General features: G+C 30.3%; 18 protein-coding genes. 7 read left to right on the plus strand and 11 right to left on the minus strand.

The window, feature by feature from the left end:
* The first annotated feature begins 52 nt into the window (after positions 1-52).
* The 3 genes from nusA (at position 53) to AANAER_RS13150 (ending at position 3,982) form a co-directional block, all read left to right on the plus strand.
* Positions 53-1,219 carry a transcription termination factor NusA gene (gene nusA, locus AANAER_RS13140; RefSeq protein WP_044417119.1) on the plus strand — a complete coding sequence of 389 codons (1,167 nt, stop codon included), beginning with the start codon at positions 53-55 and terminating at the stop codon, positions 1,217-1,219.
* The gene (cysS, locus tag AANAER_RS13145) at positions 1,219-2,622 is read left to right on the plus strand and encodes a cysteine--tRNA ligase (protein ID WP_129082013.1); all 1,404 of its coding nucleotides are present in this window, start codon (positions 1,219-1,221) and stop codon (positions 2,620-2,622) included. The genes nusA and cysS overlap by 1 nt, the downstream gene beginning before the upstream one ends.
* 112 nt (positions 2,623-2,734) lie before the next feature.
* Positions 2,735-3,982, plus strand: coding sequence for an MFS transporter (locus AANAER_RS13150; protein WP_044417117.1), 1,248 nt, complete (start codon positions 2,735-2,737; stop codon positions 3,980-3,982).
* A 6-nt stretch (positions 3,983-3,988) separates the two neighbouring features.
* On the opposite strand, the gene AANAER_RS13155 is transcribed toward AANAER_RS13150, so the two are convergent.
* The 7 genes from AANAER_RS13155 to holA form a co-directional block, all read right to left on the minus strand.
* Positions 3,989-4,993: an ABC transporter ATP-binding protein gene (locus AANAER_RS13155; protein ID WP_052502636.1), complete on the minus strand. Its 1,005-nt coding sequence runs from the start codon at positions 4,991-4,993 to the stop codon at positions 3,989-3,991.
* A gap of 1 nt (position 4,994) precedes the next feature.
* Positions 4,995-6,575: an ABC transporter permease gene (locus AANAER_RS13160; protein ID WP_129082015.1), complete on the minus strand. Its 1,581-nt coding sequence runs from the start codon at positions 6,573-6,575 to the stop codon at positions 4,995-4,997.
* 9 nt (positions 6,576-6,584) lie between these two features.
* A complete protein-coding gene (locus tag AANAER_RS13165; protein WP_129082016.1) occupies positions 6,585-7,592 on the minus strand; it encodes a Fe(3+) ABC transporter substrate-binding protein in 1,008 nt (335 codons plus the stop codon).
* A gap of 150 nt (positions 7,593-7,742) precedes the next feature.
* Complete coding sequence (gene rpsR, locus AANAER_RS13170) at positions 7,743-8,000, minus strand: 30S ribosomal protein S18 (protein WP_044417111.1); 258 nt, start codon at positions 7,998-8,000, stop codon at positions 7,743-7,745.
* 16 nt (positions 8,001-8,016) lie between these two features.
* Complete coding sequence (locus AANAER_RS13175; RefSeq protein ID WP_044417110.1) at positions 8,017-8,559, minus strand: single-stranded DNA-binding protein; 543 nt, start codon at positions 8,557-8,559, stop codon at positions 8,017-8,019.
* Positions 8,560-8,580: 21 nt separating this feature from the next.
* Positions 8,581-8,934, minus strand: coding sequence for a 30S ribosomal protein S6 (gene rpsF / locus AANAER_RS13180; RefSeq protein ID WP_044417108.1), 354 nt, complete (start codon positions 8,932-8,934; stop codon positions 8,581-8,583).
* A gap of 70 nt (positions 8,935-9,004) precedes the next feature.
* A complete protein-coding gene (holA, locus tag AANAER_RS13185) occupies positions 9,005-9,985 on the minus strand; it encodes a DNA polymerase III subunit delta (protein WP_129082017.1) in 981 nt (326 codons plus the stop codon).
* A 122-nt stretch (positions 9,986-10,107) separates the two neighbouring features.
* Here holA and AANAER_RS13190 point away from each other — a divergent pair, with 122 nt between their 5' ends.
* The gene (locus AANAER_RS13190) at positions 10,108-10,446 is read left to right on the plus strand and encodes a DsrE family protein (RefSeq protein ID WP_129082018.1); all 339 of its coding nucleotides are present in this window, start codon (positions 10,108-10,110) and stop codon (positions 10,444-10,446) included.
* 4 nt (positions 10,447-10,450) lie between these two features.
* On the opposite strand, the gene AANAER_RS13195 is transcribed toward AANAER_RS13190, so the two are convergent.
* A complete protein-coding gene (locus AANAER_RS13195; RefSeq protein WP_129082019.1) occupies positions 10,451-12,301 on the minus strand; it encodes an RNB domain-containing ribonuclease in 1,851 nt (616 codons plus the stop codon).
* A gap of 90 nt (positions 12,302-12,391) precedes the next feature.
* On the opposite strand from AANAER_RS13195, the gene ilvC reads away from it, so the two are divergent.
* Positions 12,392-13,414 carry a ketol-acid reductoisomerase gene (ilvC, locus tag AANAER_RS13200; protein WP_129082020.1) on the plus strand — a complete coding sequence of 341 codons (1,023 nt, stop codon included), beginning with the start codon at positions 12,392-12,394 and terminating at the stop codon, positions 13,412-13,414.
* Positions 13,415-13,605: 191 nt separating this feature from the next.
* Positions 13,606-14,529 (plus strand): divergent polysaccharide deacetylase family protein, encoded by a 924-nt coding sequence (locus AANAER_RS13205; protein ID WP_129082021.1) that lies wholly within the window; start codon positions 13,606-13,608, stop codon positions 14,527-14,529.
* A gap of 8 nt (positions 14,530-14,537) precedes the next feature.
* On the opposite strand, the gene cfa is transcribed toward AANAER_RS13205, so the two are convergent.
* On the minus strand, positions 14,538-15,671 hold the full coding sequence (cfa, locus tag AANAER_RS13210; protein ID WP_206732544.1) for a cyclopropane fatty acyl phospholipid synthase: 1,134 nt from the start codon (positions 15,669-15,671) through the stop codon (positions 14,538-14,540).
* Positions 15,672-15,846: 175 nt separating this feature from the next.
* Between cfa and AANAER_RS13215 the strand changes: the two genes are divergently transcribed.
* On the plus strand, positions 15,847-16,614 hold the full coding sequence (locus tag AANAER_RS13215) for a DNA-processing protein DprA (protein WP_129082022.1): 768 nt from the start codon (positions 15,847-15,849) through the stop codon (positions 16,612-16,614).
* Here AANAER_RS13215 and nhaA read toward each other — a convergent pair.
* Together nhaA and AANAER_RS13225 are read right to left on the minus strand one after the other, a co-directional pair.
* The gene (gene nhaA / locus AANAER_RS13220) at positions 16,611-17,798 is read right to left on the minus strand and encodes a Na+/H+ antiporter NhaA (RefSeq protein ID WP_044417094.1); all 1,188 of its coding nucleotides are present in this window, start codon (positions 17,796-17,798) and stop codon (positions 16,611-16,613) included. The two genes, AANAER_RS13215 and nhaA, sit on opposite strands and share 4 nt — an antisense overlap.
* 98 nt (positions 17,799-17,896) lie before the next feature.
* Positions 17,897-19,861: a methyl-accepting chemotaxis protein gene (locus AANAER_RS13225; protein ID WP_044417092.1), complete on the minus strand. Its 1,965-nt coding sequence runs from the start codon at positions 19,859-19,861 to the stop codon at positions 17,897-17,899.
* Positions 19,862-19,959 lie beyond the last annotated feature (98 nt).

Raw genomic sequence — 19,959 nt, forward strand, 5'->3', positions numbered from 1 at the left:
CTACATTGAAAATCAAAACTTTACATTTCAATGTCAAAAAAAAAGGTAACCAATGGATAAAATTATAGATATTTTAGATTCTATTGCCTATGAAAAAGGCTTAAAAATTGAAGATGTTGAAAATGCACTAAAAGAAGCATTAATAAAAACTGCCGAAAAAATGGTGGACCCTACTCTAAAATTCGATGCAGAGATTGATAGACCAAATAAAAAATTGGAACTATTTCAAAAAATAGAAGTAGTACCTAATGATGATGAAAGATTAAAAGAAGACGGCGTTGATGAATACAATAATGTCATCAGCAAAGAGAACTATATTTCAATAGACGAAGCGAAAAAAATTGATGAAAGTTTAGAGATCGGAGACTTTGTAAACTATGATTTAGAGTTTGAAAACATGGGTAGAAACGCTGCAACAATTCTACACAATAATTTTGAATATAGAGTACAAAGATTCTTAGAAGAGTCTCTTCTTAGCAAATATAAAAATAAAATCGGAAAAACAATAAGCGGAAGCGTAACAAGAGTCGATAGACAAGAAAATACTTTTGTCGAAATCGGAGAAGTAAGAGGTATGCTTCCAAGAAAAAGCAGAATAAAAGGTGAATTTTTTAAAGTCGGAGATACTGTAAAAGCAGTTGTAAGAGGAGTAAATATTGATAAAACAAACGGTTTAATCGTTGAGATATCAAGAACAAGCCCTAAATTCTTAGAATCACTTCTAAGATCTGAAGTTCCTGAATTAAAAGATGAAATTATAATTATAGAAGCAAGTGCAAGAATTCCAGGAAGCAGAGCTAAAATTGCCCTTTCTACGACAGATGCTAATGTAGATCCTATAGGTTCTATTGTAGGAGTAAAAGGAGTTAGAATAGGAGCTGTTTCAAAACAATTAAACGGAGAAAATATCGACTGCGTTGAGTATTCTCCAATTCCTGAAATGTTTATTGCAAGAGCTTTAAGTCCTGCAATTATCAGCAGTGTTAAAATTGAAAAAGCTGCCGAAGGTAATGAAAAAGGAAAAGCGATAGTTACGATTCCACATGACCAAAAATCTAAAGCAATAGGGAAGTCGGGACTTAATATCAGATTAGCATCAATGCTTACAAAATACGATATTGAGTTAAAAGAGATTGGTGGAACGGCAACTATAGGAAGTGATTCTCAAGAACAAGAGAAAATAACAGATACTGCAAGTTTAGAGGCACTATTTAAATAATGGCACAATTAACTATATTTGATTCGGTAAAAAAAGAGAAAGTTCCTTTTGAACCAATAAAAGAAAAAGAAGTAAAAGTCTATGTTTGCGGACCTACTGTTTATGATGATTCTCATTTAGGTCATGCAAGAAGTGCAATAGCTTTTGATCTTCTACATAGAGTATTAAAAGCTGACGGTTACAATGTAACTATGACAAAAAATTTTACTGATATTGATGATAAAATTATCAAAAAAATGAATGAATCAAATAGAAGTTTGGAAGATATTACAACTGAATATATTAATGCCTATAAAAAAGATATGCAAAGTCTTAATATATTGCCCAATACCTTAGAGCCTAAAGCAACGCAAAATCTTCAAATTATGATTGATATGATTGAAGATTTGATGAAAAAAGATGTAGCCTACAAGATCTCAGACGGTGTATATTTTGACGTATCAAAAGATTCTCAATACGGAACTCTTTCTCATAGGGCAAGTGATGGGAACTCTATTGCCAGAGTTGAATCAAATGAAGAGAAAAGAAATCCAAGCGATTTCGCCCTTTGGAAATTTGAAAAAACAAACGACGTAGCTTTTGATTCTCCTTTTGGAAGAGGAAGACCGGGTTGGCATATTGAATGTAGTGCAATGATAAACAAACATTTAGCCTATAAAGATGAGCCTTATCAAATAGATATTCACGGCGGTGGAGCCGATTTGCTTTTTCCTCACCATGAAAACGAAGCGGCACAAACCAGATGTTCTACAAATGCCTCTTTGGCAAAATATTGGATGCACAACGGTTTTGTAACAATTAACGGTGAGAAGATGAGTAAATCTTTGGATAACTCATTTTTTCTAAAAGATATACTTAAATCGTATTCGGGAGAGGTTGTAAGATTTTATCTTCTAACAGCCCAATACAGAGCAAACTTTAACTTCAATGAAGAGGATTTAATCTCTTCTAAAAAAAGATTGGATAAGTTATATAGAGTTAAAAAAAGAGTTTACGGTTTAGGTAAAAGTTCTGTAAATAAAGAGTTTAAAAGTGATTTATTAGATGCTTTAAATGATGATTTAAATACACCTAAAGCTATATCTATAGTCGATGAGTACATAAACAAAGCAAATGAGACTTTAGATAAAGAACCAAAAAACAAAAACTTTAAAAAAGAGCTTGTTTCAACATTAGAGTTTATAAATGAGCTTTTGGGCATCGGGTTTGAAGATGCTTATAAATATTTTCAATTTGGAATAAGCAAAAAAGAGATTGAAAATATAGAGAATTTGATTTCACAAAGAAATGAGGCAAAAAAAGAGAAAGATTTTGAAACTGCCGATAAAATCAGAAATGAAATTACAAAACTCGGAATTTCTATTATGGATACACCAAACGGGGTTGTTTGGGAAAAACTTTAGAGGCTTAAAACTTTACTCTTTAAGCTTCTTTACTTCTTATTTATTTAATCTCCTATATCATAACACTTTTTATTTATTTATGATACACATCATTTAGCAAAAAGGAGTAAATATGACAGAACAAAACAAATTCTCTATTATGACAATTTCATCTCTGTTTTTTGCTATTACTTTTTTAGCAATCGGTTACGGGATGATTCTCACTTTTATAGGTGTTTACTTAAAAGAACTGCATGTAAATGATTTTATGATAGGTTTTATTAATGCCTCTTTCTTTTTAGGTGCTATCTGCTCTTCAATTTTTAGCCAAAGTATTATTTCAACCGTGGGACATATAAGAAGTTTTGCGGCATTTGCATCAATAATGGTAATCTCATTTTTAATGCATTCCGTATTTTTTAATGAATATTTATGGGCTTTTTTAAGATTTGTATCGGGATTCTCTTTTTACAGCTTGTTAATTATAATAGAAAGCTGGTTAAATGAAAAAAGTACGCAAGAAGCTAGAGGAAAAGTCCTTTCCATATATGTTATTATTTTTTATCTCTCAACAGCAATAGGTCAACTTTTTTTAAACCTTGATGAACATTTAAAACATTCAATTTTTACAATTGGTTCCGTTCTTATTCTTTTTTCTATTCTATTTATCTCTCTAACAAAAATAAAAGAACCTCAAATAGAACCATTTGAACACTACTCTTTTCCTAGAGTCTATTCTGTAATACCTCTTGCAACAACTTCAAGTTTTATAGGAGGATTTTACGTGGGAGCTTTTTTTACTATGGCTCCTGTTTTTATTTTAACAAAATATAACTCTGTTGAAGTAGTTTCATATTTTATGCTTATCTCTATTTTAGGAGGACTTGTTTCTCAATGGCCAATCGGTGCCGTTTCAGATAAAATAGGAAGAAGAAAAGTAATCTCTTTTGTCTCTTTTGTTACGGCATTAACCTCTTTGCTTTTTTTATTTATAGGAGAAGATATAAAGACCTTATATATCTGCGGTTTTTTATTAGGCCTTACAATCTTTACCGTATATCCCTTGGGAGTTGCAAGGGCAAATGATGTTTTAGATGAAAACAATAAAAATTTAGTAGAGATTAGCAGAACTCTTCTTTTCACCTATGGAATGGGATCTTTCGTTGCACCTCTTATAATAGGGTTTTTACTTAAATATTACGATAATGCAATTTTTGCGATATTTTTTCTTTTGGGAATATATTTGACTTTTTATGCTTTATCTAAGAAAAGAGTTGCAGATGATGATATGAGTACCTTCGTTAATATTCCGGTAGCCTCAGGGGCAGAACTGCCTACACTTGATCCAAGAACGGATGATGAGGAACAAACAAATAGTTAAGAAAAATTATATATTTTTTCTTACTATTTTTATATCTTCATTATTTAAGTTTAAGTAGCACTCTTTTTTATTTTCCAAAGCTTGCATTGATTTCACCTGTACGGTCATTTCCATATTTTCATACTCTTTTAAAGAGATGTTCAATTCATAATAATCACCGCAAAAAGAGACATCCAAAATTGCAGCTTTAATCGTACTAATTGCATTTGAAACTTCTACTTTTCCAATAGGAATTATTCCCACATTTTCACTGCTTATTTTAATATTTAAACTTTCTAATAACAAGTTTGGCAGAACATTTATTTTATTTAAAAAATTTGCCACATATAAAGATTTAGGTTTGGTATAAAGCTCTTGGGGAGTACCGAATTGTTCAACTCTTTTATTATTGATAATTGCTATTCTATCGGACATACTTAATGCCTCTTTTTGATCATGAGTTACTAAAATTGCACTAAGATTTAACTCTTTAATTAATTTTTTCAACCAAATTTTCGTTTTATTTCTTAAAATCGTATCCAGATTTGAAAAAGGTTCATCAAGAAGTAAAACTTTAGGTTCATACGCCAAAACTCTTGCAATAGAGACTCTTTGTTGTTGTCCTCCGCTTAACTCATGTATCTGCTTATTTCTATGTTCTACCAAATCAAACTGTTTTAAAAGTTTATCTACTCTTTTTTGTTTTTGATTGGATTTTAAATTATAAAGAGCAAATTCAATATTTTGTTTTACGTTTAAATGGGGGAAAAGTGCATAATCTTGGAAAATATACCCAATATCTTTATGACACTCTTTTTTACCGTTATTTATCAAACAGTGATCGTTTATAAAAATATCCCCGTCGTAATCTTCATGTAACGAAGCTATACTTCTTAAAATGGTACTTTTACCGCAGCCGCTTGGTCCTAAAATTGTTACAATCTCTCCTTGCTTTACGTCAAAATTGATATTTTCCAAAATCTTTGTATTTCCAAAAGCAACTGAGAAATTTTTTACGCTAACACCTATCATCTTAATCCTTCACCATTTTTCTTGCCAATAAAATTACAGATACAATTCCTAAAAGAACAATAAACATAGCAGGAACACTTGACTCAATTATTTGAGACTGAGTTACTAGTTCATGGGACATTACTGGAAGAGTATCAAAATTAAACGGTCTTAATATCATTGTAAGAGGAAGCTCTTTTACCACTTCAATAAAAACAATAATAAAACTTGCCGTCATTGAGCCTTTGATTAAAGGCAGAATCATTTTAAAAAAAGTTTGAAAACCACCTATTTGCATCGTTTTACAAGCATCATCATAAGTTTGGGGTATTTTGCTGAAACCTGCTTCATAATTATTTATAGAAACAGCAATAAATCTTACTACATATCCGAAAATAATTGCTAATACCGTTCCGCTTATTAAGATATTCAAAGATTTATCAACCAATGAAAAAAAGCTTAAAATTCCCACTGCTACAACAGCTCCGGGAATTGAGTATCCCAGTTTTGAGATTTGTACCAAATTTTCTGCTATTTTATTTTTATGAACTCTTACATTATAGGTTATTATAAATGCCAATATCGTAATAAGAATTGAACTAAAAATCCCCAAAGAGAGAGTTTGAATCAAAACAGTTAAAAAACTCTCGTCAATTATATCTTCATATGAGATATAAAACCAATAACTCATCTGAGTAAAAGGGAGTAAAAACCCAAAAAAGAAAGGGATGAAACAGACCAAAAAAGCGATAATATTTCCTGTTTTGCTTAATTTCTCTTTTGTAATAGGTTTAAAATCTTTTCCGCTGCTTTTATATTTTCGGTTTCTTCTTTGAAATCTCTCTAAAAAAATAAGCAGAAAAATAAAAAGCATAAGCATTGAAGCCAATTTTGAGGCATCTTCTACACTTCCCATGCCTAACCAAGTTCTAAAAATACCCGTAACAAAAGTTGAAACTCCGTAATAATCCATAACTCCGAAATCTGCAACTGCTTCCATAACTGCCAAAATAACACCTGCAACTATAGCAGGTCTTGAAATAGGAATAATCACTTTATAAAAAATTTGGAAATTACTTAATCCCATAGTTTTTGAAGCATCAATTATTGATGAAGATTCAGCTTTTAAATATGTTTTGGAAATCAAATATACATATGGATATAGAACTAAAGACATCACTATAATAGCGCCTTCAATGGACATAATATCAAAAAAATAGACTTCATCCAATCTTTTTTCAAAGAGATCCAGTATAAAAGTTGTAACGGTTCCCGTTATATCAAACATTCCTCCGTAAATATATGAAATAATATAAGTAGGCATTGCAAAAGGAAGGATTGAAGCATAATGAAAAAACCTAGAACCGCTGAACTTAAAAAAAGTCGTAACATAAGCAGTTGAAAATCCCATTATTGAAGTTAAAACCGCAACTCCTACCATAATATACAAAGAATTAAATATATATTCAAAAAGTACGGTATGAACCAGATGTTCCCAGTTTTTGCTGCTTGAAAATATATTAGAGACAAGAATAAGTGCAGGCGTTGAAATAAGCAGCGTTAAAAGTACGCTGCTTATTGTTAATTTATTAAAAATCTTCAATTAAACTTCTTATTTCCATCCGGCTAAATCAAAAATCTTTACTGCTTGGGCGTTATATTTTCCTAAAGTGTTAATTGAAATATCATCATCGGTAAAACTTCCCCATGATTGAACCACCTCATTTTTTTTCACACCTTTTGTAACAGGATATTCAAAATTTTGATTTGCAAAAAGTTCTTGCGCTTCGGGACTTGCTAAAAACTCTATAAATTTTATCGCATTTTCTTTATGAGGAGCATATTTGGCAACTCCTGCCCCACTTACGTTTATATGTGTTCCTCCATTTTCGAATTTAGGGAAAATAACTTCAACACCTTTTACCGCTTCTCTTTCGGAAAAAGATTTACTTCCTATCATTTTTCCTACATAATAAGTATTTGTAATTCCAATTTCACCGATCCCGTTTGCTACGGCTTTTACCTGATATCTATCATCACCTTTTGGTCTTCTTGCCAAATTTGCAACTACACCTTTTGCCCATTTTAAAGCATAATCTTCACCGTGATGAGCAATAACGGCTGCAAGCATTGATTGATTGTAAATATGATTTGAAGATCTTACCATAATCATTTTTTTAAATTCAGGTTTTATTAAATCCTCATATGTTTTTAATTTATCTTTTAAATCACTGCCTTTTGGAATGACAAAAGCTCTTACTCTTTTTGTCAGAGCAAACCATTGTTTATCTTCATCTCTTAACTTTTCAGGTATATTTTTATTTAAATATTCAGAATCAATGGGTTGTAAAAGACCTTTTTGTTTTGCTTGATAAAGTCTTCCCGCATCAACAGTTATTAAAACATCCGCAGGAGAGTTTTTACCTTCACTTGATAATCTTTTTATTAAAGCATTCGCATCTGCTTTTACAACATTTACTTTTATTCTGGTTTTTTCTTCAAACATTTTAAAAAGTTGTTTATCTGTATCATAATGTCTGTGAGAATATACATTTACTTCAGAAGATGCAAAAATAGAACTAGATAATAAAATTGCACCTAAAATTAACCTCTTTAGCATATCTATCCTTTTTAATAATAATTATTGAAATTGTAATTAAAAGTGCCTTAATTAGTACTTACATTAAAACTCATTATCAGAATAATTTTAGGCATAAAAAAAGGGGAATAGCAAAAACTATTCCCCTTTTTTAAATTTTTAAAAAGCTGCTTATTTTACGTAAGCTGCATCTGTTACGTTTTGAGTGTTAACAATATATGGAACTAATGCCATATGTCTAGCTCTTTTAATAGCTTTTTCTACCATCTCTTGAGCATTTTTAGAATTCCCTGTAAGTCTTCTAGGCATAATTTTACCTCTTTCACTCATAGATAGTTTTAATAAATCAGTGTTTTTATAATCAATGAAATCAATTTTCATCTCAGTATATTTACAATATTTTTTTCCGTATTTTCTTCTTTCTGCCATTTTTTATCCTTATATTCTAGAAAGGTATTTCATCATCATCAATATCAATTTCAGGTATTTTTTGTTCAGGTACTCTTTGAGATGTACTGTTCATACCACCATAGTTGTTTTGACCCATATTATCGTTTTGAGGATTTTGGGGTTGATTATATTGTGAACCTTGCGGGTTGTAGCTGTTTTGGTTATATGAATTTTGATTATTCATATTTGCTCCCGACATATTTTGTGAATCGGCTTTACTATCTAACATTTTCATAGTATCAACTCTTAGAGCATGTTTACTTCTGTTAGTTCCGTCTTGAGCCGTCCATTGTTCAAATACTAATCTTCCTTCTAATAAAACTTTAGAACCTTTTCTTAAGTATTGATTAGCAACTTCGGCACTTCTTCCAAAAATATTGAAATCTAAAAAACATACCTCTTCTTTTTGTTCACCTGTATTTGTTTTATACCTATGACTTGTTGCTATTGCAGATTTTGCTAAAGCAGAACCGTTTGGCATGTATCTAAGTTCAATGTCTCTTGTCAGGTTTCCTACTAATATTACTTTGTTATACATAAGATGTTCCTATCGAATTTATTAGTTAGCTTTTTTAGCTGCCTCTTCGCTCATTTTTGTCCATGCAGCGACTTCTTTTTTACTCTCATATTTAATGAAAATAAATCTCATAATATTTTCGTTGATTCTGTAGTTTCTTTCTATTTCTAAGATTCCTTCAGTTGTACATTTGAAGTAAATTACGAAATAGTAACCTCTTTTGTTTTTTTGAATCTCATAAGCTAATTGTCTTGTTCCCATATCGTCGCAAGATGAAATTTCACCACCGTTTTTTTCGATTGTAGCTTTTACTAAATCGATTTGAGCCTTAGTCTCTTCTTCTGTTAGAGTTGGCTTTAAAATAAACATTGTTTCATAATGTTTTATTCTTGACATTAAGTATCTCCTTATAGTTTTCGCCGGTATCTTTACAAATATCAGCAAGGTTTTTGTAAAGTCTGTGATTTTATCTAATTAAAACTGAAATTTTCCTAAGAGAAGCTTGCAGATATAGATTTTGATTTGAGATTTTTGAGGATTTTAGTTCAAGTTCAATATTAAGAAGATATTGAAGAATTTCCGAAAACTTTTCAGGTTTTATATTCATAGCAAGCCTAGTTTTCTTTTCCCATACGTTTTTAGGAGGTACAAAACCTAAAATCTCTTTGGCGTTTGCAGTTCCGTAAACTCTTATATAAGAGCTTATCATAAAAAGCTGTTGAACAAAAGAACTTATTTGATTTAAAAGATAAATTTCATTCATCCCTCCTTCAAAAAGTCCTTCTAATTCATCACTTATATCTTGGGAAGCAAAAAGATTATGCAAAAAATCTTCAAAATTGACTGCCCCTATTCCAAAGCAGTGTTTATATACTAAATCAGAAGTTATAACCTCATCTAAAATAGCTAATTTTTTTAAATCATTTATACATAAACTAAGATCTTGTCTGTGCATAAAGTAAAGATTATTAAAAGCTGAAAGTTCATATCTCATATTTAAAGCTTTTGCATGATTTTCGATAAGTCTTATTGCTTCGTTGGGAAAAGGATTAAACATCCGTACGCTAACCGCATTTAATTTTTTTGTAAAATATCCTGCCATAGTTTTGAATTCACTGTCATCCATACAACAAAAAACAACTTTAGAATCTTTATTTATATTACAAGCTTCTATTAACTGAGTAACTTCGTTTTTATTAAGCTTTTTCTCCAATTTTATAACCAAAATATTATTTGAAGCAAAAAGCGAAGATTGAAGTAATTTGTCTTTTGCGTATTTAAAATCAAAATCATCAAAATAGAGCTTTTCTATTTCATCGAAACTTCCGAGTCTATTTGCAAGCAAATCAGTATAATACTCAATTAAAAAGTTTGATTGCCCATAAAACATATAAGCACTAAAAGTTACGTTTTGATTTAACAGATTATCGAATTCATTTTTATACATAATGCAATATTAACCTAAATTTACTTTTTTTGCACTTTTGTTACAGCAGTTTTAAATTTTAAAATTTATTAAACTGAAAGTTAGCAGTGATATAATTTTTAGAAATATAAAAGGAGTTCTTTATGCAAAAAGAGGCAAAAATTTTATGGACTACAGATAATAAAGAGACAGCAATGAATATGGTACTTTTATATGCCCATAATGCAAAAATCCACGGTTGGATGAAAGAGGTTTCTATTTTAGTTTGGGGTGCAAGTCAAAAATTGATTATTCAAGATAAAGAGATTCAAGAAAAAATAAAAGTGATGATTGATGACGGTGTAAAATTTACCGCTTGTTTAAAATGTGCGGAAAATATGGAAATAGCAGAAGGGTTAGAAGCTTGCCATATTGATCTTTTTTATACGGGAGAGCTTTTAAGCAACTGGATAAAAAGCGGTGAAACGGTAATTAGTGTTTAAAACACTAATACTTCACGCTTCCCGTTATCTGTTTTGAGATTACGTCGCTTGATTTTATAATTACTTTTATTTTGCTAAATAGTATTTGTCCTTTATAATTATCAAGATAGATTTTAGCTCCTGCTATCTCTCCGTAGGTTACGCATACTCCTCTTTCAGAATCGACAATCTTTGCTTTTACCTCTTTTTTTATATTTTTCAATGCCCATCTTGCATATTTCCTATCTTCAAAATCCCAAACCATTTGATCTATTTTTCTCTCTTGATTAGAGATATGTTCACAAATGTCTTCTATGTTTTTAGGAGTTTGTTTTGTTTTTAAAATTCTATGCAGAACTAAATCCGAATATCTTCTAATAGGACTTGTAAAATGTGAATATGATTTAAATCCCAAACCGAAATGCCCTAAATTTTTAGAGCTATATTTTGCTTGTGTTTGAGCATGAATTATAAGATCATCAATCTCTTCACTTAGACTTGAGTATTTTGCTTTTTGTTGTATATGCGTAATAGTCGAATGAACATCACTTTGAAGTTTTACTTTTAAGCCCAAAGCATTAACATCATCCACAAGTTTTGAAATCGCTTTAAAAGGCGGCTCTTCATGAATTCTAAAAATTCCTACGCTGTTTACTTTTTTGCTAGCTTCAATATTTGCTAAAAGCATACACTCTTCAATCAGTTGATGGGAAGCAGAAGAGGTTTCAATCTCAACACTCTGAATTTCACCGTTTTTCAAAGTTAGTTTATACTCGTTGCTTCTAAAATCATAACCTTTTTTTAATCTCTTTTTTCTATACTGTTTTGTAACTTCATAAAGAGGAAGAAGATAATCAAAAATCTCTTTTTCGTTTTGTGAAAAAGTATCAAATTTTTTTTCTAACACTCTATCTATTCTTCCGTAAGAGAATTTTCTGTGAGAATTTATAACTGCTTCAAAAAGTTCCGATTTTTTTACTTCAATATTTTTTAAATCCAAATATATTTTAAAAACATAAGAGTATCTGTCTACTCCCTCTTTTAAAGAACACATATCTTCACTTAATTCATTTGGAAGCATAGGTAAAACTTTTGAAGGAAGATATGCAGAAGTCGATTTTTTAAAAGCTAATTTATCAAGTTCACTTCCCTCTTTTACAAAATAAGAGACATCTGCAATTGCTACGTATAAAATAGAGTTTTCCCGGTCAAAATATATAGCATCGTCATGATCTTTTGCACTATTTGGATCGATTGTACAAAAAGGCAGTTTACTTAAATCAACTCTTTTGTTTGAATCATCCATTTTGGCATCAACTTCAAGTTTTGAGTTTAATCTGTAATCTTCATCGTATAAACTCAAAGATATCTCTTCATCAACTGTCGTATCGCTTATATTTCCTAAGTTTTTTACTATGTCAAAACTTTTATTGTCAACTAAAAGAATATCTCCCTCTTGCAATTTTTGTTTTGGAGTAAATTGCAGTTTTATAGACTCTTTTACCGTATAAAAACTTTTATCTTTTACATAAATTAGAATCTGTCCCGTTTTACCGTTTAAAAAAACTTTTTCGATTTTTGCTTTGATTTTACTTCTTGGATTAAATACTCTTTTTGCTAAAACCAAGTCTCCGTCATAGGCTCCGTTTAAATGTTCAATATCTAAATTCAAATTTTTATGTTCGTTAAGCAGATCACAAAGAGTTGCTCTGTTTTTTTCTACTTTTACGACTCCTATACGATATTTGCTATTTATTTCATAATTTTCATTTTTTATAATAAAGCCCTCTTCTACGAACTGCTCAAGTTTTTCTATCTCTTCTTCTGTAAACTCTGTTTTGTTTGATTCTATTTTTGTAAAAAGCTTTTTTAGCACTATTTTTCCTTCCGTTTCTTAGAAAGGTATCTTATCTAAAAATTAGTTTACTTTAGGTATAATCACCCAAAATTTACTAGAGGAACAACAATGGCATTAAATGTTTACTATGACAAAGATTGTAATATCGAATTAATAAAATCAAAAAAAGTTGCAATGATTGGTTTTGGATCACAAGGTCATGCTCACGCTGAAAACTTAAGAGATTCTGGAGTTGAAGTGGTTGTAGGTCTAAGAAAAGGTGGTTCATCTTGGGCTAAAGCAGAAGCAAAAGGTTTTGAAGTAAAAACTGTTGCTGAAGCTACAAAAGGTGCTGATATAGTAATGATTTTACTACCTGATGAAAATCAAGCAGCTATTTACGCAGATGAAATTAAAGATAATTTAAAAGACGGTGCTTATATTGCATTTGGACACGGATTTAATATCCACTACGGAAGAATTCTTCCAAAAGCAAATATAAATGTAATGATGGTAGCTCCAAAAGCTCCAGGTCATACTGTAAGATCTGAATTTACTAAAGGTGGAGGAATTCCTGATTTAATCGCTGTATTCCAAGATCCGTCAGGTGATACAAAAGATGTGGCTTTAGCTTATGCTTCTGCAATCGGTGGAGGAAGAACAGGTATTATCGAAACTACATTTAAAGATGAAACTGAAACTGACCTTTTCGGTGAGCAAGCTGTACTTTGCGGTGGAACAACTGCATTAGTTCAAGCTGGATTCGAAACATTAGTTGAAGCTGGATATGCTCCTGAAATGGCATATTTTGAATGTTTACATGAATTAAAACTAATTGTTGATTTAATGTACCAAGGTGGTATTGCAGATATGAGATATTCAATTTCAAATACTGCTGAATACGGTGACTATGTATCTGGACCTAGAGTTATCAATGATGAAAGTAGAGCTGCTATGAAAGAGATCTTAAAAGAGATCCAAAACGGTAAATTTGCTAAAGATTTCATCTTGGAAGGTCAAGCTGGATACCCAAGAATGAATGCAGAAAGAAAAAATGCAAAAGCTACATTATTAAATCAAACTGGAGAAAAACTAAGAGCTATGATGCCTTGGATTGCTTCAAATAAAATTGTAAACCAAGAAAAAAACTAAGGTTTTAAACTTTTAAAGTAAGGTTTATCCTTACTTTAAACTACTCTTAACACATGACAAAAAGAAAAAAACGTAAAACTCCAGTCAAAAGAAAAACATCTAGAAAGAAGCAAACCGGCAATAAAAAGCTTATAAATATATTATTGCTTATAATAATTTTATTAGTATCGGCAATCATATTCTTAATATATATGATTGATACGCAAAAACTAAAAAAAAGCACTCAGACAATTCCCAAAGTTGTAGAAAAAATAGAAAAAAACGTAAAAAACACCCATGATGAATTCGATAAATATTTTGAACAAATAGAGCAAATAAAAAAAGATAAATTTGAAGAGTATACAAAAGATTTTTATAAAGAGTATGACGAACAAACCGAACCTCAAGTAAAAGATGTCAAAAAAGATAAAAAAATAGAAAAAGATAAAGAAGAGAAAAGCAATTTAGCAATAAAAGAAAAAAAACCTAAACTTGCTATTATAATAGATGACGTAACAACAAGTTATCAAGTAAAACAGATTCAATCAATCGGTTTTACTACGACTATGTCGTTTATGCCTCCTACACCCCATCACAATGATTCGGCAAAGATTGCACAAAATCTGCCTTTTTATATGATTCACTTGCCTATGGAAGCAAAATATTTTAAAAATGAAGAGAAAAATACTTTACATACAAAAGATTCATATGAAAAAATAGAGAATAGAATTTCTCAAATTAGAAAATGGTATCCGAATGCAAAATTTACAAATAACCATACAGGAAGTGAATTTACCTCTAATAAAGAGGCAATGGATAAACTTTTCAGAGCTTTAAAAAAGTATAATTTTATCTTTGTAGATAGTAGAACAACGGGTAAAAGCGTAGGTAAACAAACAGCACAAAAATATAATATGCCCTATATTTCAAGAAATGTGTTTTTGGACAATGAGCAGAACTTTGAATATATTCAAAACCAATTAAAAAAAGCCATAGCAATCGCCAAAAAAAACGGTTTTGCTATTGCTATTTGCCATCCTCATTCTGCTACAATCAATACTTTGAAAAAATCTAAAAATCTATTAAAAGATTTAGATTTAGTTTATCTTGAGGATTTACCTCTTTTAAAAAAATAGTTTAATATTTATCTAAAAGATTGATATTCATTTAAAGGCTTTAACCTTTTTCTTAATACAATTTGAAAAAGTTGAAGTCTTCTGCTTCTAAAAGCTCCGGCACAACTCTTTAAGTAATAACTCCACATTCTATAAAATCTCTCATTGTAATCATCTTTTATCTTATCCCATGAGTTGTCGAAATTTTCAAACCATGACATTAAAGTTTTGTCATAATCCATACCGAAATTATGAACATCTTCAATTACAAAATATTTTTCACAAGCTTTACTTATCTGAGATAAAGAGGGAATCTGCCCGTTTGGAAAAATATATTTGTTTATCCAAGGATCAGTACCTTTTTGGGGAACATCATTTCCAATCGTATGCAATAGGAATATTCCTTCATCTTTCATATTTTTAAATGCCGTTTGAAAATATTTATTGTAATTTTTTTCACCGACATGTTCAAACATCCCTATAGAGACAACTTTGTCGTATTTCTCTTGTATATTTCTATAATCCATCAATTTGACTTTTATAGGCAAATCTTTAAAATTTTCATCTATATATTTTTTTTGTTCGGAAGAGACGGTTATACCGTTTACTTTTACTTTATAGTTTTGTGAAGCAAATACTGCAAAACTTCCCCAGCCGCAACCTATTTCAAGAACACTTTCATTTGGTTTGAGTTGAAGTTTTTTGCAAATCAAATCAAGTTTTGCGATTTGTGCTTCATATAAACAAGAAGCATTTTTCCAATATCCGCAAGAGTAACTCATAGTTTTATCTAACATATTTTTATAAAGATCATTTCCTGCGTTATAGTGTTTCTCTCCTACTTGGAAAGAACGCCTTTTTGACTGAAGATTCACAAGTCTTGGAATAAGCCAATTTTTAAGAAAAGTGATATTACCTTTTACCTCCTCTTCCAATTTTGAAGTCAAGACTTTACAAATCATTTCATCAACTCTACAACAATCCCACCAACCCTCCATATAAGCTTCACCTAGACCTAAAGAGCCTTCTCTTATAACTCTTGAATATAGATTTTGATTGTGTATTTTGGGATCACTTTTAGAATCTCCGTCTAAAACTATACCTGCTTTTTCTAACTTTGTTTGCAGCCACAATTTGGCTTTGTTTTCTATTCTGCTGTTCAATTTTAAATCTCCTTTATAATTAAGGATAATATTTATCAACTAAAAAAAGATATTACAACTTAAATTAATTCAAACTTAAAAGACTTTATTTTGAAGCTTCGTATATTATATACCAATTTATAATAAAGTTTAATATTTTATTTATTATAATTACTAAAATTATAAAAGGCAAAGGATGTCCCAAACAGCTACTTTTAGAATAAAAGAGTTAAATTCAATGAAAAAATATCCCGAAAATATTTTTTTTAAAGGTAATTTGGAACTTCTAAAAAAAAGAAAAATTGCAATAGTAGGAAGCCGTCACCCAAATGCTTATGCAAAAAAAATTACCCATAAGATTGCTAATGAACTGGCAAAAAGAGAGATTGTTATCGTAAGCGGTGCAGCAATCGGTACAGACTCAATTGCCCATAAAGCGGCAACTCCTAAAAATACAATCGCCGTTATGGCAAATGGTCTTGATATAAAATACCCTGCTATAAATGCAAAATTGATTGAATCTATTGAAAAAGAGGGATTAACATTAAGTAGTTATAAAGACGGTCAAAAGCCGAGAAACTATACTTTCGTACAAAGAAACGAGATAGTAGTAAGTTTGGCTCAAACTCTTATAGTAACTTATGCCGATGAAAAAAGCGGAACACTTACTTCTATAGATTATGCTCTTAAAATGGGCAAAAAAGTATATACTATCCCTCATCATTTAGATGACAGTTTAGGAACTCAAAAACTTTTGGAAGAAGGTAAAATCCATTTAATTTATAATTTAGAAAAATTTTTAAACAGCTTTGGAGAGATAAAAACAAAAAACGATGATTTGTCCAACTATTTAAAAACTTTTCCTTCTTATGAAGAAGCCGTTAGAAAATATAAAAACCGAATTTTTCAATTAGAATTAGAAGGTGAGATTAAAATTGAAAACGGGTATATAAAACCCGTTTAAATATTACATCTTCTTTTTACTTTTACAAAACGCAAAATCAAATATCCTGCGATTCCTGAAATAAAAGAGCCTACCAAAATAGCTAATTTATCGCTGTAAAAAAAGATATTACTGTTTTCAAAAGCCAAACTGTCAATAAATAGACTCATAGTAAAGCCAATTCCCGTTAAAACCGATACCCCGTAAAGCTGTCCCCAGGAAGAACACTTAGGCAAGGTTGCTATTTTATATTTTATAGCCAAAAAACTAAAAAGGAAAACTCCTATTTGTTTTCCTAAAAAGAGTCCTAAAACTATCCCCGTACTTGTAGGGTTTACTACTTTTTCAAAAGAGATAGAACTTAAATCAACTCCGGCATTAACAAAAGCAAAAAGAGGAAGAATATAAAAAGCTACCCAATAATGAATATGGTGTTCAAGATGTTTTACGGGAGAAACCAGTTTTCTTTTTTCGTTTATTGCATGAAGAGGAATACAAAAAGCTACGATAATACCGGCAAGAGTTGCATGAACTCCCGATTTAAGTACAAAAATCCATAAAAGAGCCCCAACTATCCAATAATATCCAAGTCTAGTTACTTTAAATCTATTTAATAAAAACAGAATCAATATACAAAAACCTGCAAGAATAATTGCATGAAAAGATAAATCAGAAGTATAAAAAAATGCTATTATTAAAATAGCTCCCAAATCATCAAAAATTGCAAGTGCCATCAAAAATATTTTTAAAGAGTTTGAAATTCTTTTTCCAAGTAAAGAGAGGATTCCCAAAGCAAAAGCTATATCTGTTGCAGTAGGAATTGCCCAACCTTGCAAGGCATAATCATCTCCGTAATTGAAAATAAAAAATATTAAAGCAGGAACAATCATTCCTCCTATTGCAGCTATTGCAGGAAGTGCAATCTTTTTTGCACTTGAAAGATGCCCCAAAATCAGCTCTCTTTTTATTTCAAGTCCAATCAAAAGAAAAAATATTGCCATTAATCCGTCATTTATCCACAAAATCAAAGGTTTATCTATATCTAAAATCTGCCCTACTTTAAAAGTGATTTGTGTTTCAAGTACGGAGGTGTAATATTCTGAGAGAAAAGAGTTATTAAGAAGAAGAGCGAATATTGTAGCAATGATTAATAAAATTCCGGAGGTAGACTCTTTTTTTATATATCTTCTTACTAATAGATTCATTCTCTTCTCCTTATAAAAGTTGTATTTTATAAAGTATAAAATACAACTTAACAACTAAAAGAAGTATTAATTTTAAAAAATTATTTTTCTATTTAAAATTAGAAACTCTCCCATTCTTCATCATCTGCGGTATTGCTTTTTATCTCACCGTTAGATGCTTTTGCACTCTGTTTTTTCGGTTTTTCTTCGCTTCTTGATCTTCTTGATTCACTTTTAACGTGAGAGCTTCTTGCTTGTACACTATCTTTACCTATAAACTCTTTTGTTTGTGCATCCGCAACTATCTCTTTTGCAATTGAATCAGTTTGAATTGCAATATCATGTGTTTGTGTTGCAATTTGCGCATTTTGTTGTGTTTGTTGATCAAGTTGATTAACTGCATCGTTTATTTGAGTAATTCCTTGTTCTTGCTCTTTACTCGCATTTGTGATTTCAGTTATTTTCTCTATAGATTTAGTAATATCAACTAATAAATCATCATAACCTTTAATCATTTGAGTACTGATATCTTTCCCCTGGTCAGCTTTTGTTGTTGCATTTTCGACTAAACTTTTAATCTCTTTTGCAGCTTCCGCACTTCTTGCAGCTAGATTTCTAACTTCTTGTGCAACTACTGCAAAACCTTTTCCTGCTTCTCCTGCAGTTGCCGCTTCTACGGCTGCATTTAAAGATAGAATATTTGTTTGGAAAGCTATTTGATCTATAACAGTAATTGCTTCACTAATAGAGTTAACCTGATCCGTAATATCTTCCATTGCTTTTGATGTATTTTGAGCCAGTGTCTGACCTGTTTTTGCAGAAGAACTTACGTTACCTGCATAATCACTCATTAACTGTACATTTTCCGCATTATTAACAATAGTACTTGTAATCTCTTCTAATGCAGCTGCCGTCTCTTCAAGTGAAGCTGCAGCTTCTGTTGAACTTTTATTTAAAGTATCTACATTTGAAATTAACTGATCAGATGATTGATCTAAAGTTAATCCTATAGTATAAGACTGTTTTAACAGTTTTGAAATCTCTTCAGTTAAGAAGTTTACGCTATTGATAAGTGATGCTATATCCCCGTGAACATCCGTATTATCAATTTTACTTGTAAAATTGTAGTTGCTGAACTCTTTTAGAACTCTGTTTATCTCGTCAACTTTTGATTTTACACCGCTTAACATACTATTTAAAGCATTTGTAAGTTGAATTAACTGAGGATTACTTGCCTGGCTTTTTACTAATTCGTTAAGATATCCCTGATTTGCTTTTTCCACGATAGATAATGCTTCTTTTACCGTTTCGTTGTCTTTTGCAAGTCCTTCTTTAGTCTTAACAATGCTCTCATTTACAGCTTGTGCCATTAAAGCAAACTCATCTTTCCCATCAACTTCTAAAAGTTTGCTATCTTCGCTCTCTCTGTTAATATAAGCAAAAAATCCTGACAATCCTTCTTTAAATTTTTCAATAGATGAAACAATAATATTAGAAAGAATTATTGAGAAGATAACAAATAAGATAATTGAAACAATAACGATACCTATTAAAATATAGTTCATTGTAGTTTCAGCTTCATTTCTTAACTCAATTGCACTTTTATTTATCTCATTTAATTTATTTTCTAAATCAGTTCCTGTTTTTGCCATATCGGCAATTAGAGGTTTTAAATCCTCAGACTCTTTTAATATTCCATTTTTATACTCTTCAATTCTTTTTTGAGAAAATTTATCAAAATATTCAACATATTTAGAAGATTCGCTTAAGATCTCTTCACAAAGTTGAACATTCTTTCCTACACTTAATTGAGATTTAAAGAATGAAACATTTTCATCTAATTTTCCAAAATCTTTTATAACAACGTTTGCAGTGTCATTTGAAGGAGCTCTCAAAAATTGATAAACAGAGATTCTTCCTTTCAAAACTTGTTGAATAAAAACATCAGTTTGAGTTGCCGCATCAATTCTAAACTTTACAAGATTGTTATAATAAGAAAATATAATTGCGACAATTGTCACAATTATAACATACACGATTGGAACAAGCATTAATTTAGCTTTAGTACTAAAATTTTTTAGCATGGCCTTTCCCTTCCCTTTATTGACTTTATTATCAACAAATATAACATAAAAATGTTAAAATATAATAAATTATTGTTATAAATATCACATAAAAAACA

Source organism: Halarcobacter anaerophilus, from assembly GCF_006459125.1.
GTDB lineage: Bacteria > Campylobacterota > Campylobacteria > Campylobacterales > Arcobacteraceae > Halarcobacter > Halarcobacter anaerophilus.